The following is a 25,644-nucleotide window of genomic DNA, read 5'->3' as shown; positions in this document are numbered from 1 at the left end:
AAGCAAAAAAAAGCCCCTCCAAAGAGGGGCTCAATAACAACGAACCGTTATCAGGTCATCTGAATCGTGGTCTGCATGATGGTGCTTTCAGTCGAAATAGTCTTCGCGTTCGCCTGATAGTTACTCTGCGCCTTGATCAGTTCGACGAGCTCGGTGGTCAGGTCAACGTTGGATTCTTCCAGCGCCGAACCGGTAATGTCACCCAGCGTACCGGTCTCTGGCGCACCCGTGACCGGGATGCCCGAAGCGTAGGTTTCACGCCACATGGTACCGCCCGCCGGGGACAGTCCCTGGACGTTGGCGAAGGTGGTCAGTGCCACCTGGCCGATGGTCCGCGACTGGCCGTTGGTATAGGTGGCGAACAGATTACCGCTGGCGTCGACGTTCATCGCGCTGATCTGACCGGTGTAGTTACCGTCCTGATTTTTTGCGATCGCACCGCCCGCCGCATTGGTCTGCGTGGTCGCCAACATGTCCAGCTTCATGCCGCCAGGCGCTGCTGCTGCACCGTTTGCCGCCCAGGTGGTAGTCGAACCCACGGCCTTGCTCTGCCCAGGAACCCAGTTGGCAATGGTGAAGGTGCCGTCGGCGTTCACCACCATATTGGCCGTCGATGTCGGCGCCGGAGTCGTCACGATGTTGCCTGCCGAATCGAACGTCAGATTGGTCACGTCTGGCGTGGTCTTAGTCGGATCATTAATGCTGCGACCGTCCACCAGGCTGTACATGTCCCAGGTATTGAGTCCCGTCTTCCGGAAATACTGATCCAGCGTGTGCTCGTTACCCTGGCTGTCATAGATCTTGGTGCTGTACGTCAGGTCGTAGGTTTCGACCTTTGCCGGATCGAAGGCGGCCGTGGTGTTGATTTCCTTGGACGAGTCCAGGTTGGAGCTGATGGTAATGCTGCCCGTCGCTTTCGGCGGCATGTTCGAGGTATCGACCCTGAGGTTGGTCAGGACGCCCGTCTTCACATTGCCGTTGGCATCCACGCCGTAACCCTGCAGGTTATTGCCGTTGGTGTCGATGATGTTGCCGGCGGTGTCGGTATGGAAGTTACCGGCACGGGTGTACAGCTTCTCGCCATTGTTGCTGACCATGAAGAAGCCATTGCCGTTGATCGCCAGGTCCAGATCACGACCGGTGCCGGTGGTTTTGGCGCCCTGGGTGAAGTTCTGGGTCACGGCGGCAGTCGTCACACCGCTGCCGACGCTGGTGCCACCCGACGTGCCACGAATGGATTGCGCGTACTGGTCGGCGAACTCCGCACGGGACGACTTGAAGCCAACGGTCGCGACGTTGGCAATGTTGTTGCCAGTCACGTCCAGACTTTTATTTGCCGCGTAGAGCCCACTCAGACCGATATTGAAAGACATGTATCACTCCTGCGCCGTCGAGTCGGCTCTAGATTCCGATTTGTTGAACTTTGGACAAGGCAATGTTTTCGCCGTTGGCCAGGTTGAGCGTCATGGCAGAACCTGCCGAGCCCATGGTGACGCTGGTCACCGTCGCAGGCAGGTAGGTCTTGAGACCGGTGTTCGTACCGTCCAGGCTGCCCGACGCTTTGAAGCTGTAATTACCGGTCGCCAGCGCCTGACCCGCATCGTCCTTGCCGTCCCAGGTGAAGCTGGCAGTGCCGGCCTTTTGCTCACCCAGATCGATCGTGCGGACGATGGTGCCGTTGCTGTCGTAGACATTGACGCTGGTCACGGTGCTGGTGGAAGGCAGGATGACCTGGCCGGTCATGCCTTTGCTGGTGTCCACGTTGGTCGAACCACTGTCGACGATCACCGAGCGACCGACCAGCGAAGACGCCTGCAGCGCCTGTGAAGACTGATACATGCCACCGATGGCATCGACCGACGAGCTCAGGTTCTGCATGGTTTCCAGGCTGCTGAACTGCGCCAGCTGCGCCACGAACTCGCTGTTGTCCTGCGGATCGAGCGGGTTCTGGTTCTGCATCTGGGTGACCAGCAATTGCAGGAACGAATCCTTGCCCAGCGTGCTGGCGCCCGTTGCGCTGTCGCCTGCCTTGCCGGAGGTCACCGTCTGCAACGACTTGAGGTAGTCGCTGCTGGTAGTGTCGTTAGTCACGCTCATTGCATACGCCCCTTATCACTGACCCAGAGTCAGGACCTTCTGCATCATTGTTTTGGCAGTGTTCATGACTTCCGCGTTGGTCTGGAACGAACGACTGGCCGAAATCATGTCCGCCATCTCGTTGACGACGTTGACGTTCGGGTAATAGACGTAACCGTTCTTGTCGGCTGCCGGATGGTTTGGCTCGTAACGTGCTTCCAGATTGGAAGGGTCTTCAACGATGCCGGAAACCTGCACACCGGTGCCGGCCTGCCCCTGATCTTCGAACAGCGATGCACTGCCGCCGGACTCCTGCCCCTGAAACACGGTGGCAAACACCGGGTGACGGGCACGGTAGGTCTTATCCAGGCTGGAGGAGACGGTCTCGGCGTTGGCGATGTTACTGGCGACGGTGTTCAGGCGAGTGTTCTGCGCACTCATGCCACTACCGGCAATATTGAAAACACTGGATAGAGACATGATTACTCCCCGCGCAAGGCTGCTACCAGCCCTTTGAACTTACTGTTGAGCAAAGTGAAACTCGCCTGAAAGCCAATGGCGTTCTCGGCGTAGTTGGCGTTCTCGACCTGAGAGTCGACGGTGTTCTGGTCCAGCGAAGGCTGCGACGGCGTGCGGTACAACAAGCTGGCGTCGCCATCGGTCATGCCTTGCGCCTCGATATGACGGCTGTTGGTCACATCGAGGGCGAAGGTGCCGTTGTTGGCTCTGGCGCTTTCAGCGGCCAACACCTTGGAAAAGTCCAGGTCGCGCGCCTTGTAGTTAGGCGTGTCGGCGTTGGTGATGTTGTTGGCCAGCACTTCGGCACGTTGGGCGCGGAAGTTCAGCGCCTTTTCGTGAATGCCCAGTGCTTTGTCGAAGCTGATGCTCATGTCGGGAAACCTTTACCGGTTGACCAGATGTTCGTGACTCAGAGATAGCAAGCGCCGTGCCACTTTCAGGAATGCCCGTATTTCGGGGGTTTCAGAGGAGATTGGCCAAGGTGATGCCAGAAAAGCGGCAAGCGATTTCCGCTGATGGCGAGGCAAGCGGCAAGGTGGGTGCCGTTTTTTTGCCGCTGGCGCGTGGGTGCGGTTTCGCCTTTGAGAGTCTGAACCTATCCGGAATCGCCGCGATTCGGCCTAACGGCCAAATTGTTTCGCCTCCGGCGAGTTACTTGAAAAGACCCCAAGTAACCAAGGGTCTGAAGCTCCCGGTTTGGCCTGCACCCAAGTCGCGTTTTGTGTCGTCTGGACTGTCGCGTACAGGAGCAACGCGGACTGGAGCTAACGCTCATCGCTTTCTTGGTCGGTGCATCAATACTCCTCGCGCCACTCTCACTGTAGGAGCGCGCTTGCCCGCGATCTGCCGGGAACCGGCAGCAAATCCGATACATGCGGTGTATCAGGTACAGCCGAGTTGCCAGATTTTGCTACCGCTGCGCGGCAGATCGCGGGCAAGCGCGCTCCTACAGGATTCGTGTCAACCGATGCTTTTGATTTTGATCTTCCTGCCTCGCCAGTCCAAACACCGCAAAACGCGACTTGGGTGCAGGCTGAACGCAGGCGTCGCGCAGTGGGCCGAGCGGCATGGATGCCGCGAGAGCGCCGTCAGGGCATGGATGCCCGTTCGGCGCGGGCCCACGGAGCGTCGCCGAAGTGAGGGAACCCGAGGAACGAGGGCCAAGCCAGGAGCAGGGCCTTTTGATCGTTCCCACGCTCTGCGTGGGAACGCATGGCAAGACGCTCTGCGTCCCACTCGACGCGGAGCGTCAATCGATGCGTTACCACGCGGAGCGTGGGAACGATCAGAACGCAGGCGACGCGCAGTGGGCCGAGCGGCAGGGATGCCGCTAGAGCGCCGTCAGGGCATGGATGCCCGTTCGGCGCGGGCCCACGGAGCGTCGCCGAAGTGAGGGAACCCGAGGAACGAGGGCCAAGCCAGGAGCAGGGCCTTTTTGGTTACTTTTTTGGCTCTCTTGAAAAAAGTGACCCGCCGAGGGGCGGAAAGGTGAATCCGTATCGCCATCGATAACGACCACACACCCAAAAACCAGCACCCACAAAACCCAAAACAACTCAAATCTCAGCGCTAAAAAAACCCCGCCAAAGCGAGGTTCTTCCAGACAGCCAACGAAAATCACTTGGCCTGATAAATAATCCCGGGACTGCACTGAACCATCTGGTAATGATCCGGCAGACCATTCAACGCCTCCGAAGCCCCCAGGAACAAATACCCCCCTGGTTTCAACGTCGAATGAATCCTCAGCAGAATGTCCTTCTTCACCTCGGCCGAAAAATAGATCAGCACGTTGCGACAGAACACGATATCGAACTTGCCCAACGCCGCATAACTGTCCAGCAGGTTGAACGAACGAAACTCCACACGATTCTTGATGGGCGCCTTCACCGTCCAGCGCCCCGGCGTCTTCTGGTCGAAATAACGTTGCAGCCGATCCGGCGACAAGCCGCGGCCAATCGCCAGACTGTCGTATTCACCGGTCTTGCAGTTGGTCAACATACTGCCCGACAAATCCGTCGCCACAATCTGCGCGCCGCCCTTCAACTGACCCGGATTGCTGCGTTCGAACTCATCGATCGACATCGACAGCGAATACGGCTCCTGCCCCGATGAACATGCCGCCGACCAGATACGTGGACGCAAGCCGGGACTCGCCTTCAACTGCTCGGGCAACACCTTGTTCTTGAGCACCTCGAACGGATAGGTATCGCGAAACCACAGGGTTTCGTTGGTGGTCATCGCGTCCACCACCTGCTCGCGCAGGCCGCTGCGTGGTTGGCTCTGGATGCGCTGGATCAACTCCCCGAGGGACTTGAGGCCCTGCTGCTCCATCAGCTTGTTCAGGCGGCTGGAGACCAGGTACTGCTTGTTTTCACCCAGCAAAATGCCACAGGCTTTTTCCAGGAAGACCCGGAACTGCTCAAAATCCAAATTACCTGTAGACATGCCGCCTCTCAAATCATGTGAACAGCTGAGGAAGTCCTTCCTCAGCTGATATCTGCCGCTCTGATGCGATCTACCACTCTAGCTGCTAGATCGTCCGGCCGAAACTTCGCCAGAAAATCATCGGCACCTACTTTCTTCACCATCGCCTGGTTGAATACCCCGGACAACGACGTATGCAGGACGATATGCAGCTTCTGCATGCGCGGATCACTGCGAATCTCTGCCGTCAGGGTGTAGCCATCCATCTCCGGCATTTCAATGTCGGAGATCATCATCAAGAACTCTTCTTCCGGTTTTTTGCCCTCGTCCACCAGTTTGCGCAGGAATTCGAGAGCCTGACGACCGTCATTCAACGCCGTGACCTCGACGCCCACCGTTTGCAGACAGCGCGTGACCTGCTTGCGCGCCACCGATGAGTCATCGACCGTCAGTACCCGCAGCGACAATGCCTTGTGCGCGACATCTTCAGTGACCACACCCGAGGAAATGTTTTCCGACACCGGTGCCACTTCGGCGAGGATTTTCTCCACGTCGATGATTTCCACCAACTGGTTGTCGATTCGCGTCACCGCCGTCAGGTAGTGATCGCGGCCGGTTCCCTTGGGCGGCGGATGAATGTCTTCCCAGTTCATGTTCACGATGCGTTCGACCGAGTGCACCAGGAAGCCCTGAATCTTGGTGTTGTATTCCGTGATGATCACGAACGCGTTGTCGATACTGCCCAGTTGCGTCGACCCGGTCGCCATTGCCAGGTCGAGGATCGGTATCGTTCCGCCCCGAATATTTGCCACTCCGCGCACAATCGGACTGGATTTGGGCATGTGGGTAAGTTTTGGGCACTGAAGCACCTCTTTTACCTTGAACACGTTGATCCCATACAACTGCTTGCCGTCCAGCCGGAACAGCAGCAGTTCAAGGCGGTTCTGCCCTACCAGTTGAGTGCGCTGGTTCACCGAATCCAAAACGCCAGCCATGCCCCACTCCTCCCAAAACGACCAATTGCACGTTACCAGATGGCAAACGGCACGGGCCTTGCTATTTACCCGTCATGAACACACAAACGACAGTATCTCGACGCCCGACATCCGCAGCCCGCCATTTCTTGTGCGTGCTGGCTGCACTGTGTCTGCTGGGCACCGCCGACCTGAGCCGGGCGGACAACGTGACCCTGCCTGAACAACTTATCGGCGTCACCCAAGGCTTTCTTGAATTCACAGTGGAAGACTATTTGGCAACGAGTCAAACCCAGGGGCGCTACGAGGTCGAAGTCAAACAACTTGATCCCCGTCTGCGCATGCCGCATTGCGACAAGGATTTGACAGCGTCCCTGGAAAGCCCCGCCCGCCCGATCGGCCGGGTTACCGTGAAGCTGCGGTGCGAAGGCAGTGCTCCATGGACGGTGTTCGTGCCCGCCCAGGTACATTTGTTTCGCAATGTGGTGACTGCCGTTCGCCCCCTGAAGCGCGACGCGATCGTTTCCGAAGCTGATGTGGCGATGCGCGAGCGTGACGTAGGGACGCTCGGACAAGGCTTCCTTGATTCGCTGGATCAAGCGGTCGGCCAAAAAGTTGTCCGACCAACGGTCATCGATCAGGTTCTGACGCCCGTACACCTGGAACAGCCGCAAATGGTTCACAAGGGCGACCAGGTCGTGATCAGTGCTCGCAGTGGTTCGATGAGCGTGCGCATGCCGGGCGAGGCGCTGTCCGATGGCGGTTTCAACCAGCAAATACGGGTGAAAAACCTGAATTCTAAACGCGTGATCAAGGCCAATATCGTGGCCCCGGGTCAGGTGGAGGTGGCTATGTGACCGGGATTGACCTCTGGCGCTACGCTTGCGCTTTTTCTACACTCGGAACCGATCTGCCCGATGCGAAGTCCATTCAGGACTGTTTTCGCGCTGGCCCTAAAGTTATTCCGGGTTTGGCCGAAAACAAGGCAAGCGTCCTAGAACCCAGAGGTTTTCAATCATGGTCATCGACTTCAGTCGTTTGAATAATTCCACTACCGTTGGAGGTACTTCACGTACCGCCAGCACCAAGGAAGCCAGCAAAACCGAAGCCCCGGCAACGGTCAGCACTTCCCCAAGCGTCAGCGGTAGCGGCGAGACAGTCAGTTTGAGCAGTGAAGCTCAACAGTTGCAGAAGATCACTGATTCGTTGCGTGATCAGCCCGTCGTCAACAGCAGCCGCGTGGCCGAGTTGAAACAGGCGATCGCCGACGGCAGCTACAAGGTCGACAGCAACCGTGTTGCGAACAAACTGCTTAATTTCGAAGCCCAGCGCTAGCCCCCGGTACGCGCAGGGGCTTCTGGACGCTTAAATCCCAGGGCATGCGATGCAAGACACTACATTGCTTCAACTGATCACGGACGATATTGCACCGACCCGGCATTTGCTGGACATCCTGAAGGCCGAGTCACTGGCGCTTCACGGCCGCAATATGGTCGAAATGGAACACATCCTGGCGCAGAAGCAGGCGTTGGTGATCGTGCTCGAACAGCACGGACGCAGACGCAGCCAATTGATGATGAGTCTTGGCCTGCCCGCCAATCGCGCGGGACTTGAAGAAGTGGCCCGACATTCGTCAGTCGGCGAAGCGTTGTTGAAGGCGAGTGATGAACTGAGTGCGCTGATGACCGAATGTCAGGCTGCCAATGAGCAGAACGGCAGTCTGATCCAGCTCCAGCAACTGACCACGGCCCAGCAGCTCAGAATCCTCAACGGTGGCGATACTCCAGCGCTGTACGACAGCCGGGGATCGACGTCCGGGAAGATCAGACCACGTCCGCTCAGCCAGGCGTAAGTTCTTGTATCAAGGCGCGCGACATGGTGGCAAAATGCCGCTGGCCGCACGCTGTCGTTTTTTGCCTGGAGATGGATAAACCGTGAATGCCTCAAGCGCGGAAGATGTTCCGCAGCCCCCGAAGGTACTGACCACGCCTTTGGAAATTGCCGCCAACCTGCGGCTGCTGATGGAAAGCCATGATCCCCTGATCATCACCTTTCACGAGCGCAGCCAGCGCTTCCAGAGCTATGTCATCGACGTTGACCGTGACCGCAACGAGATCGTATTCGATGAGATGATCCCGCGTGATGGCGAACGCTTCCTGGCCAACGGTGAACCGTTCCGTGTCGAAGGTTTCCATGACGGTGTGCGCATCGCCTGGGAAGTCAAAGCGCAGATGACCATCATCGAGGAGCCGCACTGTTACCGTGGGCCTCTGCCGGAAGAGGTGGTGTATCACCAGCGCCGCAACGCCTTCCGCGCCGCCCTGAAGCTGGCGTCTCTGGTCGATATCGAGATGGGTGGCGACAAGTTGAAGTCTCCGCTTCGGGGCAAGCTGCTGGACATCTCCGCGACCGGTTGCAAGCTACGCTTCGAAGGCGACGTTTCCGAACGCATGCAGTTGGGTCAGGTCTATGAGCGCTTCATCGCTTCCCTGCCCTTCGGCAGCATGACCACCCCGGTCGAGCTGCGTTATCTGCACTTCGAAGAAAGAATCAACACCACCTTTGCCGGCGTGCGTTTCCACAACATCAGTGGACTGGTGCAGCGTCAGGTCGAGCGTTTCGTCTACCAGCTGCAACGCGAAGCCCGTCGCTTCGATAAAGACGACGACTTCTGATTCAGAGATCTTCCCGAAGGGCGTGAATCAAACGCCCTTTGCGGGAAGCGCTGGCTCACGAAGGCTGATCGCCGTTGATAACGGCACGAATGCCGTATCACGCTCGTGGGCAAGCCCGCTCTCACCCTTTCCCCGCAATGAAACGAGCCGCTACAGCGGCCGGTCTACTCCGACATCCCGTGACGCATCGTGTGCCGCGTCGGGTCGCGCCGCCTGGGTCTCGGCGCTGACGGCTTCATCGACAACCGCCACTGGGCGCACCACGCCTTCGCCTGACGGCACGACGCGCTCCTGCGACTCACCTTCAACCTCAGGTTCGCCTTCCGGCTGCGGGGCAGGCTCTGTCGCCGTTTGCATCTGGTCCTGAACCACCTGCTCGTCGACACGCGGATCGAGCGCCACCACCAATGGCGAGCTGGACATGCTGTCTGGCATCGCAATATGGTGCAGCGGCGCATCTTCGACCTGATGCAGGTTAGTGACGGCTTTCGGACGAATACGCAGCACCAGCACCAATGCCGTCAAACAAACGAAGGCATAGAGCATGTTGCTGCCAAACTGCTTCATCAAGACGCCCGACACCAACGGCCCGATACTGGCGCCGACGCCATAGGTCATCAGCAGCATGGCCGTCAGCGAAACCCGACGCTCGCCCTCGACGTGGTCGTTGGAAAATGCCACGGCCAACGGATACAACGAAAACTGCAGCAACGACGCCACGAAACCGACGGCAAACAGGACTTCCATCGGGACACTGGGAAAGATCGCCAACGGCAATGCGGCCAATACCAGCAGCCCCGCCACACCGCGAATCAACCAGGCACGGTCATAACGGTCCGACAGCTTGCCCAAGGGCCCCTGCACCAACAGACCGGCCCCGATGCAGCACGCCATGAACAGACCGACATGCTCGGTCGACAACCCTTGCTGAGCGGCATACAGCGGCGCCAGACCGTAGAACGAACCGATGATCAACCCGGCGCTCAATACCGTCGTCAGCGATTGCGGAACACGGCGCATGAAGAACAGCGGCTCAAGCGGCGCAGGTCGCATCGGTGCCGGGTGAATACTGCGGGTCATTGCGACGGGCACCAGACACAGGGTGAAGCACATCGCGACCAGCATCAGCAGCTCAGGACCCAACTGCGGATGGATAACCAGAATCAGTTGACCAAGCACCAGGCCCATATACGAGGCGATCATGTAACCGCTGAAAACCAGCCCCCGCTGTTTGGGCGATGCCTGCTCGTTGAGCCAGCTCTCGATCACCATGTACTGACACATCATTCCCAGGCCCACGATCATCCGCAGGAAGATCCAGGCGGGCAGATAGTTGATCAGGCCATGCCCCAGCACTGCCGCGCCGACGATGCCTGCGCAGGTGGCGTAGGCCCGGATATGGCCGACCCGGCCAATCAGCCGGTGGCCGATTTTGCCGCCCAGCGCCAGGCCCACATAGTTGGCGGCCATCAACGCACCCACCCACAGGCCATCGACCTGATCGGCAGCAAGGCGCAAGGCAAGGTAGGTACTCAGCAGGCCCGAGCCGATCAACATCATCAGCGAGGCGAAATACAGCGCTCGAAAGGATTTCCAGATTTGGCGCATCGGCTTTCCAAAAAAGGAAACCCTCCTCCAAGGAGGGTTTCCGGACCACGGTTTTTAAGCTTGGGAAGCCAACACTCGTCGCTCCCAAGGTGATATTTCGTTGAAGAAACTGGTTAATTCCAGTGTCTTCGAAGCGATGTAGCCTTCGATGAATTCGGCACCAAACAGTTCCTTGGCCAGCGGGCTGCGTTTCAGACGCTCCAGCGCGGCATGCAAGGTACATGGCAGCGAGAGATTGTCCGGTACGGCGAACTCTCCCTGGATCGGATCTGACGGCTCCAGCCGTTGCTCCATTCCGTACAGCCCGGCTGCAAGACTCGCTGCAATGGCAAGATACGGATTGGCATCTGCGCCTGGCAAACGGTTTTCCACCCGACGCGCGACCGGCGCGCTGGCCGGAATGCGCAAACCCGCTGCACGGTTGTCGTGAGACCAGCACGCATTGTTCGGGGAAGCGAAAGGATGACACAGACGCTGGTACGAATTGACGTTGGGCGCGAACAACGCCGTGAAATCCGCCATCGCCGCCTGTTGGCCGCCAATAAAGTGATGAAACGCCGGCGTCGGTTCGCCTTGGGCATCACTGAAAATGTTCTGCCCGGTCACGCTGTCGATCACGCTTTGATGAATGTGCATCGAGCTGCCAGGCGTATGTGCCAGCGGTTTGGCCATGCACACCACGGTCAGCCCATGCTTGAGCGCGACTTCCTTGAGCATGTGCTTGAACAGGAACGTCTGATCGGCCAACAACAACGGGTCGCCGTGGAGCAGATTGATCTCGAACTGACTGACGCCCATCTCGTGCATGAACGTATCGCGTGGCAGCCCAAGCGCCGCCATGCACCTATAGACTTCGCTGAAGAACGGACGCAGGCCGTTATTGGAACTGACGCTGAACGCCGACTGGCCGTCTTCACGGCGACCGTCCAGACCGACCGGAGGCTTGAACGGCTGAGTGGGGTCGCTGTTCGGCGCAAAGACAAAGAACTCGAGCTCGGTCGCCACCACCGGCGACCATCCGTGCCGCGCATAACGAGCAATTACCGCCTTGAGCTGTCCCCGGGTCGACAGGCTCGATGGCTCGCCATCCAGCTCGTCGGCATCGCAGATCGCCAGGGCACGCGGTTCGTCGCTCCAGGGCAATCGATGAATCTGTCGAGGGTCTGCGATCAACGCCAGGTCCCCGTCGTCGCTGCCGTAGAACTTCGCCGGCGGATAGCCGCCCATGATGCATTGCAGAAGCACACCGCGCGCCAGCTGCAAGCGACGGCCTTCAAGGAAACCCTCGGCCGTCATCACCTTCCCGCGTGGCACGCCGTTCAGATCCGGGGTGACACATTCAATTTCATCAATGCCCATCAATCGCTGCGCGAGTGAATTGTGGCCATCGCTACTCATGACTCAGTCCTTTAATTGTTGTACAGGCCGCACCGCGGCAAGGCGTACAAAATAAGCATCAGGCGTTCGGAATATCAAGCAAAGTCGGCGAAACCCGCATTTCCCGATCCTGAACGAATTGGCCGACTTCTTGCTATTTCCCGGTATTCGTCGAGCAAACGCCATTTTCATGACAAGGCCGAGGGCACGCCCCCTGCAAACGCCAGACGCCATGAAGCCCCAGTCCAGTCAGAGCGCAGCTTTACATGAGCAAAATTACCCCCGTCACCCGGCCGCTGCTCGCACCACTTACCGAATTCATCCCTTATCTGGAGCAGATCTGGGAAAGCCGTCAGTTAACCAACGGCGGGCCATTTCACCAACAGTTTGAACAGGAACTCGCCGCTTATCTCGGTGTGGAGCATTTGTCGTTGTTCGCCAACGGTACGCTGGCGTTAGTGACGGCTTTGCAGGCATTGCGCATCACTGGCGAAGTTATCACCACGCCCTACTCATTTGTCGCCACCGCACACTCACTGCTGTGGAACGGCCTCAAACCGGTATTCGTCGACATAGACCCGCAGACCTACAACCTGGACCCGGTGCGCATTGAAGAAGCCATTACGCCCGCGACCACTGCCATCATGCCCGTGCACTGCTACGGCAGGCCTTGCGATGTGGTCGCAATACAGCGCATTGCCGATCGCTACGGTCTGAAGGTCATTTATGACGCCGCCCACGCTTTCGGCGTTCGCGAGCAGGGTCTCAGCATTCTGCGTCATGGCGATTTGTCGGTGATGAGCTTTCACGCCACCAAAGTGTTCAATACCTTCGAGGGCGGCGCGATCATCTGCCCGGACGCCAAGACCAAACAGCGAATCGACTACCTGAAGAACTTCGGTTTCGCCGACGAGGTGACCGTGGTCGCACCAGGGATTAACGGCAAGATGAGCGAGATCAACGCCGCGTTCGGCGTCCTGCAGCTCAAACACATTGATGCGGCATTGGCTCGCCGCCAACAGCTGGATGCTATTTATCGCGAGGCCCTGAGCAACATAGAAGGGATTACGATTGCCTGGCCGGACCGTGAAGGTCACAACTACTCGTACTTCCCGATTCTGGTCAACGCTCAGTTTCCGCTCACTCGCGATGAGCTGTTCGAACGCTTTCGCGCTCGCGACATCCTCGTGCGTCGGTACTTCTACCCGTTGATCTCAGCCTTTCCTATGTATCGGGGGCTGGACTCGGCGCGTCCGGAAAAACTGCCAGTGGCCGACAGCGTATCCAGCCGCATCCTCTGCCTGCCGATTTTCGACAGCCTCACCCATGACGAAATCACCCATGTGCTGGACATCATCATCCAGTCCTCGAACGGAGCCCATTAATGCGTAGCTGTCCGGTCTGTTCGTCGGAGTTCGCGAACTTCCTGCCCCTGCCCTCCCATTATTTCGAGATGCTCAACGAGTTAAAGGTCTCTTATTCGCTCGAGGACTTCGAGACCCTCAACACCGGGCAATACAGCTGTCCCTGCTGTCACTCTTCTGACCGTGATCGGCTGTACGCGCTGTTCGTGCGGACCTTTCTTGCGCGCCCCGCGAACAGACCGCTGCGGATTCTCGACATCGCCCCGGCGCCAGTACTGTCCCGGTTCCTGCGCTCCATGGTCGACATCGAATACCGATCGGCCGACCTGTTGTCGCCACTGGCCGACGACATCGTCGACATCATGGACATGAACCTCTACGCCGACAACGCCTTCGACCTCATCGTCTGCTCCCATGTGCTGGAGCACGTACCCGATGATCGCAAAGCGATCGCCGAGCTTTATCGGGTACTGGACACCGATGGCGTGGCGATTCTGATGGTGCCGATTCTGTTGACGGCGCAAGCCACTGACGAGGACCCCGACGAAGTCGACGTCAATGTGCGCTGGGCGCGATTCGGCCAGGACGATCATGTGCGCATGTACGCCAAGCACGACTATATGTCGCGCGTTCGAGGGGGCGGTTTCGAACTGCTCGAACTGGATTCGCGCTCTTTCGCAGAGGGTACGTTCCACCGTCACGGAATCACCGAACAAAGCGTTCTTTACATCGGCACGAAGTAGTCTGTGGACAATAAGAGGTCGTCGACAATGGGCCGTTCAAACGAGTTGAACGAAGGTTTTCGCGCACTGGGCGAGAACGTCAAGATCTATCCGGGCGCCAAACTCTACGGGCGTGAATTCATCAGCATCGGTTCGAACGTCATCATCGACGACTTTGTATTCATCTACGCGACCGCTCCGCTGTACATCGGCAGCTATGTGCATATTTCGTCTTTTTGTTCGATCAGCGGCGGCGGTGCCGTTGTGCTCGAAGACTTTTCAGGGCTTGCGTCCGGGGTTCGGGTGGTCTGTGGCAGCGATGACTTTCTGGGTGAAAGCCTGACCAATCCGACCGTCCCTCCGGAGTACCGCAACACCACACGTGCTCTTGTCCATATAGGACGTCACGCCATCGTGGGTGCCAATGCGGTCATCTTGCCAGGTGTCACCGTGGGGGAAGGTTGCGCGGTGGGGGCCGGATCGGTGGTCAGCAAGTCACTGGAACCGTGGGGCATTTGCGCCGGCCAGCCCGCAAGAAGAATCAGGACACGGCCTCACGCAATCATCCTCGAACGCGAAAGCGCGCTCATGCGCGACGGACTGTTCCAGCCCATGCCCGCGTCATCCATCGACGAAGCTTTTAACTTCTCGCGCTCTTGAATCCATCATCAGGCCTCGAAATGAACTCTCGCCGTTTGGTCACTATCGCCATCCCTGCTTACAAGCCCGACTTCTTTGAAACGGCGCTGCGCAGTGCCTTCCGCCAGACACACGATGACATCGAGATTGTGATCTGTGACGACTGCAAGGACGACGCGATGCACCGCATCGTCGAGCGTCTGCGCCCCGACAGTCCGTGGCCGATCCGTTACTTCCGCAACGAGACATCGCTGGGAGAGACAAAAAACCTCGCTCGCTGTATTCGGGAAGCCCATGGCGAATACATCAAATTTCTCTACGACGACGACCTCCTCCACCCGGAGTGCGTGAGTTCACTCTTCGAGCTGCTCGATGGCCATCCAGACATCACACTGGCCAGCTCACGCCGCCAGTGGGTCAATGAGGAGGGTGAAGCGCAACCGGATAATTGGGCGACCACCTTCCCTTTTGCCCATGACGTGATTTTTTCAGGCGTCGAACTGGCGTCATTTCTAGGTCAGTTCCGTATCAACTTCGTGGGCGAACCTAGCTGCGTGATGGTTCGCCGAGCTGACGTGGCTGCATTCGGTGATGACCTGATGGCACTCAACGGCACGTCCATCACCTGGGTCGGAGACCTGGCCATTTACGTCAAGCTGTTGCGCAAAGGCAACCTGGCGATGCGGGCCGAGCGCTTGTCGTACTTCCGGGTTTCCCGCGCTCAATACAGTGCCAAGGGGCGTCATTTCCCAAGTCTTGGTGATCAGGGTCAACTGGTCTTCTGCCAGCGAATGTCGGAACTGGGCTGGACCCGTAGCCTGGACCAATACCGGATGCAAAAACTGGCAACGCTGGAAAAGCGCGACAATTTCACGGAGGTCGATTTGCTGCCGTATTTCGGCGGCAACCTGCCGCCGGAGAGGTTCGGGCTGGGCGTGTCTCACTGGTTGGGACGACGCAAGCTGAATCTGCACCAGAGGAAGCTGATCAACGATCGGATCGAGCACACCCGTGCCGGCTCTGCGCTGCTGCTGGTCGTCCTCGACGACGGCCGTCTGCCGCAAAAGGTCGATGTGACACTGCACAGCATCATGGCCCATCAGACGCTGTCCACGGGATTGAACGTGGTGGTGCTTTCCAGCCGCGACCGGCCTGCCACTTTCGCGAACAGCGCGCACCTGCAATGGCACCGTCATGCTCGGGGAACCGAGGTGGGGGCATTGAACGAGTTACTGGAACAGCATGGCTGCGACTGGTTCATGGTCGCTGAAGCAGGGGTCAGCTTCATCGAACACGGCATTTCAAGGGTTCGGCTCAAGTTGCCGGAACTGCCACGCAGTCCGGCCCTGTTCGCCGACGAACTTTACCGTATGGCCGAAGGCGGGTACGCCACGGCGTTGCGTCCAGACTTCAATCTGGATTACCTGCTCAGCTATCCGGCAGCGATGAGTCAACACTGGATCTTCCATCGCCGGACAATCGTCGGCATGGGCGGTTTCAACCCCGAGTTTGCTCAGGCAATGGAACTGGATCTGATCCTGCGGCTCGTGGAGAGCGAAGGCGTCGCCGAGCTGTATCATCTGGCCGAGCCGCTTTTGGTCTGCGACGCTGTCGAAGGCCTGCAACGGGAGGGACAAGACCGTGCTCTGGCTCGACATTTAAACGCGCGTGGTTACGTCAACAGCCAAATCTACGAAACGGGGGCTGGTCAGTATCAGATTCGCTATAACCATGCCGAGAAGCCGCTGGTATCGATTCTGATCCCCACCAAAGACCAGTTGGGCATTCTCAGCCGCTGTGTCGAAAGCGTGTTGGAGAAGACCGCTTACAGCGATTACGAAATCATCATCATCGACAACAACAGCGAAGAACCGGATGCTCTGGAGTGGCTCGCGGGCGTGGAAAGCATGCAAAGCGACAAGGTGCGCGTCTTGCGTCATCCTTTTCCATTCAACTACTCGGAAATCAACAACACGGCTGCCCGCCACGCCCGCGGCGAATACCTGGTGCTACTGAACAATGATACCGCCGTGCTGCACCCTGAGTGGCTGGACAATTTGCTCAATCACGCGTTACGACCGGAAGTCGGCATCGTCGGCGCCAAGCTCTACTACCCCGATGGTGCGATACAGCATGCCGGTGTGGTGATGGGGATCGACTCTCCCGCCCAGCATGTGTTTCTCGGGGCGCCGCAAAACAGCCCCGGCTACATGCAGCGTCTGCTCGTCGATCAGGACTACAGCGTGGTGACCGCGGCCTGCCTGATGATTCGCAAGTCGCTGTACGAGGAGGTCGGAGGCCTGGACGAAGTCAACTTCAAAGTCTCCTATAACGATGTCGATCTTTGCCTGAAAGTCCGTCAGTCTGGCTATCTGGTGGTCTGGACGCCTCATGTCCAGCTGCTGCACGAATCCAGCGTCAGTCAGGTCCAGACCGACAAGACTGCCCATGAACGGAAAGTTGCTCGGTTCCGCGGCGAACAACTGGCGATGTATCGCAAATGGCTGCCCATGATGGCGAACGACCCCGCCTACAACCCTAATCTCGCGCTGACCGGTACCGGCTTCGAGTTTGAACCCAATGTCGACCTTACCTGGCGGGCGCTGCCGTGGCGCCCACAGCCGCTGGTATTAGCCCACAGGACCTTGCGCTGGAATGACGGAGATCAACGCATCACAACGCCCCTCGAAACGATGCGTGAGCTGAATCTCCTGGATGGCGCAACGTCGGCGCGATGGCTGCACATTGCAGAAATCGAGCGCCTGCAACCCGCCGCCATCGTGTTTCAACGGGCCTTCACTCACACCGAAGTGAACGGGATCGAATTGATACAGCAATGCTCGCCAGCGAAAAGAATTCTGGACATCGACCGACTGCCTGCCGGTTACAGGAAGGACCCGCTGTTCCTGCGCAGCCTCGAGCTGGTTGATCGCGTGGTCGTCAGTTCGTCACGCCTGGCCCTCGCACTGGAAGGGCTGCATCAGGATATTCACGTGGTCCCCGATCACCTGCCTCCACTGTGGCGACACGCCCAAAGGGAACGCAATCGAGGTGAAAGGCTGCGGGTCGGCTGGTGCGGCGATCATGACGCGCTGGACCTGGAGCTTCTGGCGCAGATCATGCCGGCATTAGCCAATGAAGTGGATTTTGTCGTGATGGGTTGGTGCCCGATACCTCTTCGCCCCTATGTAAGGGACCAACGGTATCAGGTGGAAGCTGCGTACCGGAAGGAAGCGCTCGCCAGCCTTGATCTGGATCTGGCATTGCTGCCTCTGCGTCACAACGGCCTGGAAGACTGTCAGAGTGTCACCCGGTTGCTGGAGTACGGCGCGTGCGGCTTTCCCGTGATCTGCAGCATTCACGCCTGTGACGACGCGACACTGCCTGTCACCCGCGTGGAACGGGACGCACAAAGCTGGATTGACACGATTCGGGGCCAGATTACCAACATTGAAGCACTCGCCCGGCAAGGTGATGCCCTCCAGCGGGAAATACGGGCACACTGGATGCTGGATGAGGGCAATCTGCAAATCCGGCGAGATGCCTGGCTGACGTGATGCCGTCGTGCGCGTTTCACCTGTGCCCGGATGGCACTGTCGCCAGGCGGTAATGACCTGGACTTTCCCCCGTCCACTTCTTGAACGCCCGGTGAAAGGCACTGGGCTCCTGAAACCCCACCAGTGCCGCGATCTCGACCACACTCATGTCGGTTTCCCGCAGTTTCTGTTGAGCGATACCGCGTCTCACGTCGTCTTTAATGCCTTGAAAAGCGCACCCTTCGCGCTCAAGCCGACGCCGGAACGTGGTCGGACTGAGCTTCAGTTCATCGGCCATCTCAAGCAAGGTTGGCCAGTGTCCGTAATGACTGTTTCGCAGGCGCTGGTACACCTGCGCCGCCAGCCCGCGCTGATTGCGAAAACGGATGACCAGCCACTGTGGCGCCGTGCGCAGGAAGGACTTTAGCGACGGCAACGACTGCACCACCGGCAGACGCAGGTAATGACTGGAAAACTCGACTTCAGTGCGCTGCTCGCCAAAACTCAGGTTAAACCCCCACAGCAGCGAGTCATCACTCAGCCGCTCACGGCGGTGACGAAACTGCGCACGGTCGATGGTGATCCGACGCCCGCCAAGCCAGCACAGCAGACTGATCATCAACAACAGAAACGTCTCTTCTCCAAAGCGCCGCTTGACTGGGTCAGTAGCGTGGTTGTCCACCGCAATGACCGCGCGCGGTCCGCGCACGATCAGGCTGCCGCGAAAGTCGCGCAGGAACAGGCCGAAATTCGCCAGACACTGACGCAGGGCTTTCTCCAGATTGGGCTCCTGAATCAGGCCACGACAGATGAGCGCAAAGCTTCCCGGCGGCATGCCATGGGAGTCCAGGTCGAAGAATTCGTCGCCAAGCTCCTTGATCTGGATCAGCCACAGGGTTGCGAACGCACTGGCCGGAACCCGCGACTCTGGATCATTGAGCAGCGCCATGTCGATTCCGGCGGCGTCCAGCACCGATTGCAGGCGCAGCGGTTGGTCACGCAACGCCTGCACCACCAACTGGACGAAGTAGATCGACACCGAATCCTTTTCCCGCATGAGCCGCCTTTCCTTTTCTGGTTGTGTGCTTGAGGCACGCCACGGCCCTGATGGTAAAGAACGCCAGTCGATCTGGACAGTTTTGGCATAGGCCCGCCTCAAACACCGATCTAGACTTGCCCGCAAACCGCCTTTGGCACAAATGCCGTGGTCGGTGGCACCCACAATAAATTCAACAGGTTTCAGGAGTCGACATGAGCAATACCGAAGTTTTCGTCGTCAGCGCACTGCGCACCGCCATCGGTGGATTCGGCGGTTCTCTCAAGGACGTCTCGCCTATTGAACTGGGCACCCAGGTCAGCCGCGCCGCCCTGGCGAAAGCAGGCCTGGCCGCTGAGCACATCGGGCATGTGGTCATGGGCCACGTGATCCCGACCGAAGTGCGCGATGCCTATCTGTCTCGGGTGATTGCTCTGGAGGCCGGCTTGACCAAGGAAACCCCGGCCATGAACGTCAACCGTCTGTGCGGCTCCGGCCTGCAGGCCATTGTCTCGGCTGCACAATCGCTGATGCTTGGCGATGCCCAAGCCGCACTGGCCGGTGGCGCGGAATCCATGAGCCGTGGCGCTTACATCATGCCTCAGGCCCGTTGGGGCGCGCGCATGGGCAACGTGCAGGCGTATGACTACATGCTCGGTGCGCTGCACGATCCGTTCGCCAACATCCACATGGGTATCACGGCGGAAAACATCGCCGAGCACTACGGCATCACCCGCGCCGATCAGGATGCACTGGCGTTGACCAGTCAGCAACGCGCCGCCCGCGCCATCGCCGAAGGCCGATTCGAAGGTCAGATCGTCCCGATTGAAATCGCCACGCGCAAGGGCACCGTGACTTTCGCAGAGGATGAACACGTCCGCGGTGACGTGACCGCCGAGCAACTGGAAAAAATGAAGACCGCGTTCAAAAAGGACGGCACGGTCACGGCCGGTAATGCCTCAGGCCTGAACGACGGCGCGGCGGCGCTGGTCATGGCCAACGGCGACAGGGTGCGTGAGCATGGCCTCAAGCCCTTGGCGCGCCTGGTCGCCTACGCCCATGCGGGCGTCGAGCCATCGATGATGGGACTGGGTCCGATTCCGGCGAGCCGTAAGGTGTTGGCGCGTGCCGGTCTGACGGTGGCCGATCTGGACGTGATCGAGTCCAACGAAGCCTTCGCCGCCCAGGCCTGCGCAGTGGCCCGTGAGCTTGGCTTCGATCCGGAAAAGGTCAACCCGAACGGATCGGGCATCTCCCTCGGTCACCCGGTGGGCGCGACCGGCGCAATCATCGCCACCAAAGCCATCCATGAACTGCACCGTATCGGCGGCCGTTATGCGCTGGTGACCATGTGCATCGGCGGCGGTCAGGGTATTGCCGTCATCTTCGAACGCGTGTGAAAGGAGGGATTTCCATGACCCTGCACCACATTGCCGTGATCGGCGCCGGCACCATGGGCAACGGCATCGCACAGGTGTGCGCGATTGCCGGCTTCGACGTCACCCTGCTGGACATCAACGACGCCGCGCTGGAGCGAGGCCTTGCGACCGTGCGCAAGAACCTGGAGCGCCAGGTGAACAAACACACGCTGACGGTCGAGCAGGCAGAGGAGGCCTTGGGCCGCATCCGATGCACCACGGACTATGCGCTGCTCAGCGATGCACAGCTGGCGATCGAAGCCGCCACCGAGAACCTCGACCTCAAGCTGCGCCTGCTCAAGCAGATTGCCGAAAACGTGGATACAGACTGCGTCATCGCGTCCAACACCTCATCGCTGTCCATCACCGAGCTGGCCGCCAGTGTCGACCGTCCAGAGCGTTTCATCGGTCTGCACTTTTTCAACCCGGTACCGATGATGGGCCTGATCGAAGTGATTCGCGGCCTGCAAACCGCCGATGAAACCCACGTCGTCGCGATCAAGCTGGCCGAGCGGCTGAACAAGACCGCGATCACTGCTGGCAACCGTCCAGGCTTCGTGGTCAACCGGATTCTCGTACCGATGATCAATGAAGCCATCCTGGTACTGCAGGAAGGGCTGGCGACCGCACAAGACATAGACGACGGCATGCGATTGGGTTGCAACCAGCCCATCGGCCCGTTGGCGCTGGCGGATCTGATCGGTCTTGATACGTTGCTGGCGATCATCGAAGCCTTCCATGACGGGTTCAACGACAGCAAATACCGCCCTGCTCCACTGCTCAAAGAGATGGTTGCAGCGGGTTATCTGGGGCGCAAAAGCGGGCGTGGGTTCTTTGTTTATAACTGATGAACCGCAGATCCACGTGTAGGAGCGCGCTTGCCCGCGATTGTATTTTTTTCAGTCGCCGGATCTGAACCTGACACTTCGCGATCATGGGCAAGCGCGCTTCTACACGTCTTGCGTAGTGCCCATAAAAACCGCAGCCCTTTAACAGGCTGCGGTTTTTTGTTTCATCCGCCGATCAGTGTGAGAACAGCGAATTGCCCACTTTGCCGGCCATCTTCTCCGGCTTGATCAGGAACCTTGCCAGCGCTGGCAACAACCACAGCGCACCGAACATGTTCCACAGCAGCATGAACGTCAGCATCAGCCCCATGTCGGCCTGGAACTTGATGGCCGAGAAGATCCACGTGCAGACGCCAATCGCCAGACACAGACCGGTGAACAATACCGCCTTGCCGGTCGACTTCAACGTTTCGTAATAAGCCTCCTGCAACGGCAGACCGGCACGCAGGAAGCTTTCCAGCCGGCTATAGATGTAGATCCCGTAATCGACGCCGATGCCCACGCCCAGCGCGACGACGGGCAACGTTGCGACTTTTACGCCAATCCCCATGAACGCCATCAGCGCATTGCCCAGCACCGACGTCAGCACCAGAGGCAGGACGATGCACAGCGTGGCAGCCCACGAGCGGAAGGTGATCATGCACATCACCGCAACGCAGATATAGACCAGCACCAGAATGGTCAACTCAGCCTGTTTGATAACTTCGTTGGTTGCCGCCTCGATTCCGGCGTTACCCGCTGCCAGCAAGAATTCCAGGCCTTCCTTGTTGTTGGTCTTGGCAAAGTCCTGAACGGCATGCACCGCACGATCAAGGGTTTCAGCCTTGTGATCGTTCAGGAAAATCAGCAGCGGTGCCAACGAGCAGGTGTTGTTATAAAGGCCATCGGCGCGAGCGATCGAGCTGTTGAGCACGTCCTTGTTGCGTGACAGTGACTCCCATTTCAGGTTGCCCTCGTTCATGCCTTTGATCACTTGCTTGGACACCGTCACCAGGGAAATCGCCGACTGCACGCCGGGCGTGTTCTCCATTTTCCAGGACAATTCGTTGATGGCGGACAAGGTCTGATAGGCCGAGCAACCTTCAGGCGGCGTCTTGACCATGACCACCAGCACGTCGGAACTGGTCGAGTAGTTGTTGATGATGAAGTTGTTGTCCTGGTTGTAGCGGGAATCCGGCCGCAACTCTGGCGCGCCTTGGTCAAGGTCACCGATTTTCAGGTTATGGCCATACCAGAGACCGCCGGCGAGCGCGAGCAAGGCGAGCACCACGGACACACGCGCCACGTTCGGCGCAGCGAAGTTCGACAGCAGGCGCCAGAACGGATGCTCGCGGACCGCATCCTCCTTACTGCGTACCACCGCCCTTTTACTGATCCCCACGTAAGAAATCGCCACAGGCAGCAGGATCAGGTTGGTGAACACGATCACAGCGACACCGATGGACGCCCCGATTGCCAGTTCGCGAATCACACCAATGTCGATAATCAGTAGGGTGATGAACCCGACCGCGTCCGCCAGGATTGCGATCATCCCGGGCAGGAAGAGCTGACGGAAGGTGCGGCGTGCAGCCATCAAGGCGTTCTCGGCATCGCTGGACTGCAAGGCAATACCGTTGATCTTTTGCACGCCATGAGAGATACCGATCGCGAAAATCAGAAACGGAACAAGCATCGAGTAGGGGTCAAGGCCGAACCCCACCACGTGCATCAAGCCCAGTTGCCAGATGACCGCGATCAACGTCGTGCTCAACACCGCCACCGTGCTGCGCGCACAGCGGGTAAACCACATCAGCAGCACCAGGGTGATGAGGAAGGCGACACCGAAGAACATCACGACCATGATCAGGCCGTCGATCAGGTCACCCACTTTTTTGGCAAACCCCACGATGTGAATATCGACGTCAGGATTCTGCGCCTCATATTTGTCGCGGATCTTTTCTTCCAGTTGGTGGGAGAACTGCCGGTAATCCAGTGGTAGCAGTTTTCCTTGGTCGGCAGGGTCCGGGTAGAACTCCTGCAACGGCACGTCGATGATGCTGGACTTGAAGTTGTTCGCCACCAAGCGTCCGACCTGACCGGATTTCAGAACGTTGTTGCGCAGCTTGTCGAGGCTGGCCTGCGACCCGTCGTAGCTCTGCGGAATGACTTCGCCCCCGGCGAACCCTTCTTCCGTCACCTCCGTCCAGCGCACACTGGGACTCCACAATGACTTGAGGCCCGAACGGTCAACCCCAGGGATGTAAAAGACCTCATCGTTAATCTGACGCAAGGTCTCCATGTATTCCTTGGAGAAGATGTCCCCTTTTTTGGCCTCCACCGAGATCCGCACAGTGTTGCCCAGGTTCGCCAGGTCGTTGCGGTGCTCCATCATGTTCTGAATGAAGGGGTGGCCCAGCGGGATCATCTTCTCGAAGCTGGTGGAGGGACGTACCAACGTCGCCTGCCAGAACAGAAAGATGCTGACGAGCAGGCAAAGGCCGATCACGGTCGGACGGTTGTTGAAAATCAACCGTTCCAACCGCGTCGGTTTATCGTGGTGGTGTTGAAGGTTGGTCATGCCAATGCGTCCTCGCCTGGTCAGTTCTTATTGTCGAGCGCAATCAGCGTCACTGCTGAGTAACATCTGCGCCCGTCGGCGAGGTGACGTGAATCCCGCCCTGTCCTACCAGAATCAATTCGCCCTTGTCGCCGTCGGTAACGCCCGAGAGCGAGAGTCGGTCTGAGCGATTGGAAACCGTAAAGCTCTCACCGTCATTGGTGCTGCGCATGACAGAACCTCCGTTGCCTACAAGGACAATAGAGTTGTCGGGCAGCAGAGAGGCATTTGCGATGCTGAACTCCAGCGGTCCACGCTCAGCCTGTAAGGGAACCGCCTCCCAACGGCTGCCGAAATCGGTGGAGCGGAACAGATTGCCACGCAACCCGTAGGCGAGCAGCGTGTTGGGCTGCGATGTGCCGATAACGCCGAACAACGAGCCTTGGTAAGGCCCTTCGATCTTTTCCCATGTCTGGCCGCCGTCAGCAGAGCGGAACATGCTCCCCATCTCGCCGACGATGAACAAGCCGGCATCTTTCACATAAGCGATACCATTCAGGTGGTATTGATCCTCGTTGTCCAGGCGGTCACCGATGTCCTCCCAATGCTGGCCGCCGTCGTTGGTCTCCAGTAGAGCACCGTAAGCACCCACGGCGATGCCAGTCGACAGGTCCTTGAACCAGACGTCCAGCAAAGGGGCTTCGCGCTTGAGGTCTTCAAACTGCTTGTGCCAGGTCGCACCACCGTCGGCGCTGGCCAGAATCTGGGCATCATGACCCACTGCCCAGCCGTGCTGGTCATCGACGAAGTACACCGCTGTGAGCAACTGCCGAGTCGGCACCTTGGCCTGAGTCCAGGTTTTGCCTTGGTCGTCGGAATAGAGAATGTGCCCACGATCCCCCACGACGACCATGCGTTTGCCTGCATGAGTGACGTCCAGCAGCAGGCTGCGAGATGCTTTGGCAGACTCGAGCGCGAAGCTGGCATCGCCAGGGGCAGCGGTGGGCGTACTGTCAGCCGCTAACGTGTTGCCACAGAGGGCCATCGAGATGAGCAGCAACATCAAAACGCCCAGAGGCTTGCCCGTTTGAGATGTCTGGGAACCGTCATGACTCTGGATGATTGCGGATCGAGCGCGCCGAATGACTGGCTCACGCATGGAGCTTCCCCTTCCTTTATTTTTATTAGGTTCTCCTGGGGGCCGTGCAGGAACAGCGGACGCTCTAGCCTGCGTCAGACGTGGCCTTACCGAAGCGACCCCATCCTATCCAGCTTTAGAAACGTATGACAATCAACATGACGTTATCTTTTGTTAAGCAACGACTTGGTGATTAGAGCCTTATCACTCCGGTTGATTGGGAACGTCAGACGTTGGAACAGGCCGAGGGTCGTCATGCAGCGATCAGCCATCCTGGGTTCCTTGAGCGTTGCAGATCTCGGGCATGAAGGCGCGAGTATCGTGTGGCTTTACGCACTTTTCCGCGCGCAAAAACAAAACCCCACCTGCTTTCGCAAATGGGGTTTTGGAATTGAATCTTGACGATGACCTACTCTCACATGGGGAAACCCCACACTACCATCGGCGATGCATCGTTTCACTTCTGAGTTCGGGATGGGATCAGGTGGTTCCAATGCTCTATGGTCGTCAAGAAATTCGGGTACCGAACCGTGGCGTTGGCCGCGCTTCAGCAAATCGGGTATGTGATCAGGTCTTGCCTGCGTGCTGCAAACTTTCGGTGAAGGTCATCTTCACAGTCACCGCAATCTGTGCTCGTCCGAGTCGCAGATTGCTTGGGTGTTATATGGTCAAGCCTCACGGGCAATTAGTATTGGTTAGCTCAACGCCTCACAGCGCTTACACACCCAACCTATCAACGTCGTAGTCTTCGACG

General features: G+C 58.5%; 21 protein-coding genes and 2 rRNA genes. 10 read left to right on the top strand and 13 right to left on the bottom strand.

The window, feature by feature from the left end; all coding sequences use genetic code 11:
* Window positions 1-50: 50 nt before the first annotated feature.
* The 6 genes from flgE to BMY73_RS07490 all read right to left on the bottom strand — a co-directional run bounded on the left by flgE (window position 51) and on the right by BMY73_RS07490 (window position 6,014).
* Complete coding sequence (gene flgE, locus BMY73_RS07520) at window positions 51-1,373, bottom strand: flagellar hook protein FlgE (RefSeq protein ID WP_092406179.1); 1,323 nt, start codon at window positions 1,371-1,373, stop codon at window positions 51-53.
* Between the two features lie 28 nt (window positions 1,374-1,401).
* Complete coding sequence (gene flgD, locus BMY73_RS07515; protein ID WP_062386087.1) at window positions 1,402-2,097, bottom strand: flagellar hook assembly protein FlgD; 696 nt, start codon at window positions 2,095-2,097, stop codon at window positions 1,402-1,404.
* A 15-nt stretch (window positions 2,098-2,112) separates the two neighbouring features.
* Complete coding sequence (flgC, locus tag BMY73_RS07510; RefSeq protein ID WP_062386089.1) at window positions 2,113-2,556, bottom strand: flagellar basal body rod protein FlgC; 444 nt, start codon at window positions 2,554-2,556, stop codon at window positions 2,113-2,115.
* 2 nt (window positions 2,557-2,558) lie between these two features.
* Complete coding sequence (flgB, locus tag BMY73_RS07505; protein WP_092406177.1) at window positions 2,559-2,966, bottom strand: flagellar basal body rod protein FlgB; 408 nt, start codon at window positions 2,964-2,966, stop codon at window positions 2,559-2,561.
* A gap of 1,246 nt (window positions 2,967-4,212) precedes the next feature.
* On the bottom strand, window positions 4,213-5,040 hold the full coding sequence (gene cheR / locus BMY73_RS07495) for a protein-glutamate O-methyltransferase CheR (protein WP_062386095.1): 828 nt from the start codon (window positions 5,038-5,040) through the stop codon (window positions 4,213-4,215).
* A gap of 41 nt (window positions 5,041-5,081) precedes the next feature.
* Complete coding sequence (locus tag BMY73_RS07490; RefSeq protein WP_062386096.1) at window positions 5,082-6,014, bottom strand: chemotaxis protein CheV; 933 nt, start codon at window positions 6,012-6,014, stop codon at window positions 5,082-5,084.
* Window positions 6,015-6,088: 74 nt separating this feature from the next.
* Here BMY73_RS07490 and flgA point away from each other — a divergent pair, with 74 nt between their 5' ends.
* From flgA to BMY73_RS07470, 4 genes are all read left to right on the top strand, one after another.
* Window positions 6,089-6,850 carry a flagellar basal body P-ring formation chaperone FlgA gene (flgA, locus tag BMY73_RS07485; protein ID WP_092406173.1) on the top strand — a complete coding sequence of 254 codons (762 nt, stop codon included), beginning with the start codon at window positions 6,089-6,091 and terminating at the stop codon, window positions 6,848-6,850.
* Window positions 6,851-7,010: 160 nt separating this feature from the next.
* The gene (gene flgM / locus BMY73_RS07480) at window positions 7,011-7,328 is read left to right on the top strand and encodes a flagellar biosynthesis anti-sigma factor FlgM (RefSeq protein WP_062386098.1); all 318 of its coding nucleotides are present in this window, start codon (window positions 7,011-7,013) and stop codon (window positions 7,326-7,328) included.
* 49 nt (window positions 7,329-7,377) lie between these two features.
* Window positions 7,378-7,845, top strand: coding sequence for a flagella synthesis protein FlgN (locus BMY73_RS07475; protein ID WP_062386100.1), 468 nt, complete (start codon window positions 7,378-7,380; stop codon window positions 7,843-7,845).
* Window positions 7,846-7,927: 82 nt separating this feature from the next.
* Window positions 7,928-8,668, top strand: a complete 741-nt coding sequence (locus tag BMY73_RS07470) for a flagellar brake protein (protein ID WP_062386101.1) — start codon at window positions 7,928-7,930, stop codon at window positions 8,666-8,668.
* A 150-nt stretch (window positions 8,669-8,818) separates the two neighbouring features.
* Here the strand turns inward: BMY73_RS07470 and BMY73_RS07465 are convergent, their stop codons facing one another.
* Window positions 8,819-10,276, bottom strand: a complete 1,458-nt coding sequence (locus BMY73_RS07465) for an MFS transporter (RefSeq protein WP_092406170.1) — start codon at window positions 10,274-10,276, stop codon at window positions 8,819-8,821.
* Window positions 10,277-10,330: 54 nt separating this feature from the next.
* The gene (locus tag BMY73_RS07460; RefSeq protein ID WP_175500152.1) at window positions 10,331-11,572 is read right to left on the bottom strand and encodes a glutamine synthetase family protein; all 1,242 of its coding nucleotides are present in this window, start codon (window positions 11,570-11,572) and stop codon (window positions 10,331-10,333) included.
* Window positions 11,573-11,919: 347 nt separating this feature from the next.
* Here BMY73_RS07460 and vioA point away from each other — a divergent pair, with 347 nt between their 5' ends.
* From vioA to BMY73_RS07440, 4 genes are read left to right on the top strand one after another with little or no spacing between them, the layout of a single operon-like run.
* Window positions 11,920-13,038: a dTDP-4-amino-4,6-dideoxy-D-glucose aminotransferase VioA gene (gene vioA, locus BMY73_RS07455; protein WP_062386104.1), complete on the top strand. Its 1,119-nt coding sequence runs from the start codon at window positions 11,920-11,922 to the stop codon at window positions 13,036-13,038.
* Window positions 13,038-13,760, top strand: a complete 723-nt coding sequence (locus tag BMY73_RS07450; protein ID WP_062386105.1) for a class I SAM-dependent methyltransferase — start codon at window positions 13,038-13,040, stop codon at window positions 13,758-13,760. Before vioA ends, BMY73_RS07450 begins: the two co-directional genes overlap by 1 nt.
* Window positions 13,761-13,787: 27 nt before the next feature.
* The gene (locus BMY73_RS07445) at window positions 13,788-14,399 is read left to right on the top strand and encodes an acyltransferase (RefSeq protein WP_062386106.1); all 612 of its coding nucleotides are present in this window, start codon (window positions 13,788-13,790) and stop codon (window positions 14,397-14,399) included.
* 20 nt (window positions 14,400-14,419) lie between these two features.
* The gene (locus tag BMY73_RS07440; RefSeq protein WP_092406165.1) at window positions 14,420-17,935 is read left to right on the top strand and encodes a glycosyltransferase family 2 protein; all 3,516 of its coding nucleotides are present in this window, start codon (window positions 14,420-14,422) and stop codon (window positions 17,933-17,935) included.
* A gap of 16 nt (window positions 17,936-17,951) precedes the next feature.
* Here the strand turns inward: BMY73_RS07440 and BMY73_RS07435 are convergent, their stop codons facing one another.
* Window positions 17,952-18,971 (bottom strand): AraC family transcriptional regulator, encoded by a 1,020-nt coding sequence (locus BMY73_RS07435; RefSeq protein WP_062386108.1) that lies wholly within the window; start codon window positions 18,969-18,971, stop codon window positions 17,952-17,954.
* Window positions 18,972-19,165: 194 nt separating this feature from the next.
* Between BMY73_RS07435 and BMY73_RS07430 the strand changes: the two genes are divergently transcribed.
* Window positions 19,166-20,350, top strand: a complete 1,185-nt coding sequence (locus tag BMY73_RS07430) for an acetyl-CoA C-acyltransferase family protein (protein WP_062386109.1) — start codon at window positions 19,166-19,168, stop codon at window positions 20,348-20,350.
* A gap of 14 nt (window positions 20,351-20,364) precedes the next feature.
* On the top strand, window positions 20,365-21,216 hold the full coding sequence (locus BMY73_RS07425) for a 3-hydroxybutyryl-CoA dehydrogenase (RefSeq protein ID WP_062386111.1): 852 nt from the start codon (window positions 20,365-20,367) through the stop codon (window positions 21,214-21,216).
* A 175-nt stretch (window positions 21,217-21,391) separates the two neighbouring features.
* Here BMY73_RS07425 and BMY73_RS07420 read toward each other — a convergent pair whose 3' ends face one another.
* From BMY73_RS07420 to BMY73_RS07405, 4 genes are all read right to left on the bottom strand, one after another.
* The gene (locus tag BMY73_RS07420) at window positions 21,392-23,773 is read right to left on the bottom strand and encodes an efflux RND transporter permease subunit (protein WP_062386113.1); all 2,382 of its coding nucleotides are present in this window, start codon (window positions 23,771-23,773) and stop codon (window positions 21,392-21,394) included.
* Between the two features lie 49 nt (window positions 23,774-23,822).
* Entirely contained in the window at window positions 23,823-24,815 is a 993-nt protein-coding gene (locus BMY73_RS07415) for a WD40/YVTN/BNR-like repeat-containing protein (protein ID WP_238591872.1), read from the bottom strand.
* 471 nt (window positions 24,816-25,286) lie between these two features.
* Window positions 25,287-25,402, bottom strand: a 5S ribosomal RNA gene (rrf, locus tag BMY73_RS07410).
* Between the two features lie 152 nt (window positions 25,403-25,554).
* A 23S ribosomal RNA gene (locus BMY73_RS07405) occupies window positions 25,555-25,644 on the bottom strand; the annotation flags it as partial.

Source organism: Pseudomonas sp. NFACC02, assembly GCF_900110765.1.
Taxonomy (GTDB): Bacteria; Pseudomonadota; Gammaproteobacteria; order Pseudomonadales; family Pseudomonadaceae; genus Aquipseudomonas.
The sequence above is the reverse complement of the archived record's forward strand: the minus strand, read 5'-3'. Positions and strand labels throughout refer to the sequence as shown.

What these genes read in the sequence shown, in the direction of transcription:
- flgE (WP_092406179.1), bottom strand. Translation starts at nt 1,373, where the DNA reads ATGTCTTTCAATATCGGTCTGAGTGGGCTCTACGCGGCAAATAAAAGT.
- flgD (WP_062386087.1), bottom strand. Translation starts at nt 2,097, where the DNA reads ATGAGCGTGACTAACGACACTACCAGCAGCGACTACCTCAAGTCGTTG.
- flgC (WP_062386089.1), bottom strand. Translation starts at nt 2,556, where the DNA reads ATGTCTCTATCCAGTGTTTTCAATATTGCCGGTAGTGGCATGAGTGCG.
- flgB (WP_092406177.1), bottom strand. Translation starts at nt 2,966, where the DNA reads ATGAGCATCAGCTTCGACAAAGCACTGGGCATTCACGAAAAGGCGCTG.
- cheR (WP_062386095.1), bottom strand. Translation starts at nt 5,040, where the DNA reads ATGTCTACAGGTAATTTGGATTTTGAGCAGTTCCGGGTCTTCCTGGAA.
- BMY73_RS07490 (WP_062386096.1), bottom strand. Translation starts at nt 6,014, where the DNA reads ATGGCTGGCGTTTTGGATTCGGTGAACCAGCGCACTCAACTGGTAGGG.
- flgA (WP_092406173.1), top strand. Translation starts at nt 6,089, where the DNA reads ATGAACACACAAACGACAGTATCTCGACGCCCGACATCCGCAGCCCGC.
- flgM (WP_062386098.1), top strand. Translation starts at nt 7,011, where the DNA reads ATGGTCATCGACTTCAGTCGTTTGAATAATTCCACTACCGTTGGAGGT.
- BMY73_RS07475 (WP_062386100.1), top strand. Translation starts at nt 7,378, where the DNA reads ATGCAAGACACTACATTGCTTCAACTGATCACGGACGATATTGCACCG.
- BMY73_RS07465 (WP_092406170.1), bottom strand. Translation starts at nt 10,276, where the DNA reads ATGCGCCAAATCTGGAAATCCTTTCGAGCGCTGTATTTCGCCTCGCTG.
- BMY73_RS07460 (WP_175500152.1), bottom strand. Translation starts at nt 11,572, where the DNA reads ATGACGGCCGAGGGTTTCCTTGAAGGCCGTCGCTTGCAGCTGGCGCGC.
- vioA (WP_062386104.1), top strand. Translation starts at nt 11,920, where the DNA reads ATGAGCAAAATTACCCCCGTCACCCGGCCGCTGCTCGCACCACTTACC.
- BMY73_RS07450 (WP_062386105.1), top strand. Translation starts at nt 13,038, where the DNA reads ATGCGTAGCTGTCCGGTCTGTTCGTCGGAGTTCGCGAACTTCCTGCCC.
- BMY73_RS07445 (WP_062386106.1), top strand. Translation starts at nt 13,788, where the DNA reads ATGGGCCGTTCAAACGAGTTGAACGAAGGTTTTCGCGCACTGGGCGAG.
- BMY73_RS07440 (WP_092406165.1), top strand. Translation starts at nt 14,420, where the DNA reads ATGAACTCTCGCCGTTTGGTCACTATCGCCATCCCTGCTTACAAGCCC.
- BMY73_RS07435 (WP_062386108.1), bottom strand. Translation starts at nt 18,971, where the DNA reads ATGCGGGAAAAGGATTCGGTGTCGATCTACTTCGTCCAGTTGGTGGTG.
- BMY73_RS07430 (WP_062386109.1), top strand. Translation starts at nt 19,166, where the DNA reads ATGAGCAATACCGAAGTTTTCGTCGTCAGCGCACTGCGCACCGCCATC.
- BMY73_RS07425 (WP_062386111.1), top strand. Translation starts at nt 20,365, where the DNA reads ATGACCCTGCACCACATTGCCGTGATCGGCGCCGGCACCATGGGCAAC.
- BMY73_RS07420 (WP_062386113.1), bottom strand. Translation starts at nt 23,773, where the DNA reads ATGACCAACCTTCAACACCACCACGATAAACCGACGCGGTTGGAACGG.
- BMY73_RS07415 (WP_238591872.1), bottom strand. Translation starts at nt 24,815, where the DNA reads ATGTTGCTGCTCATCTCGATGGCCCTCTGTGGCAACACGTTAGCGGCT.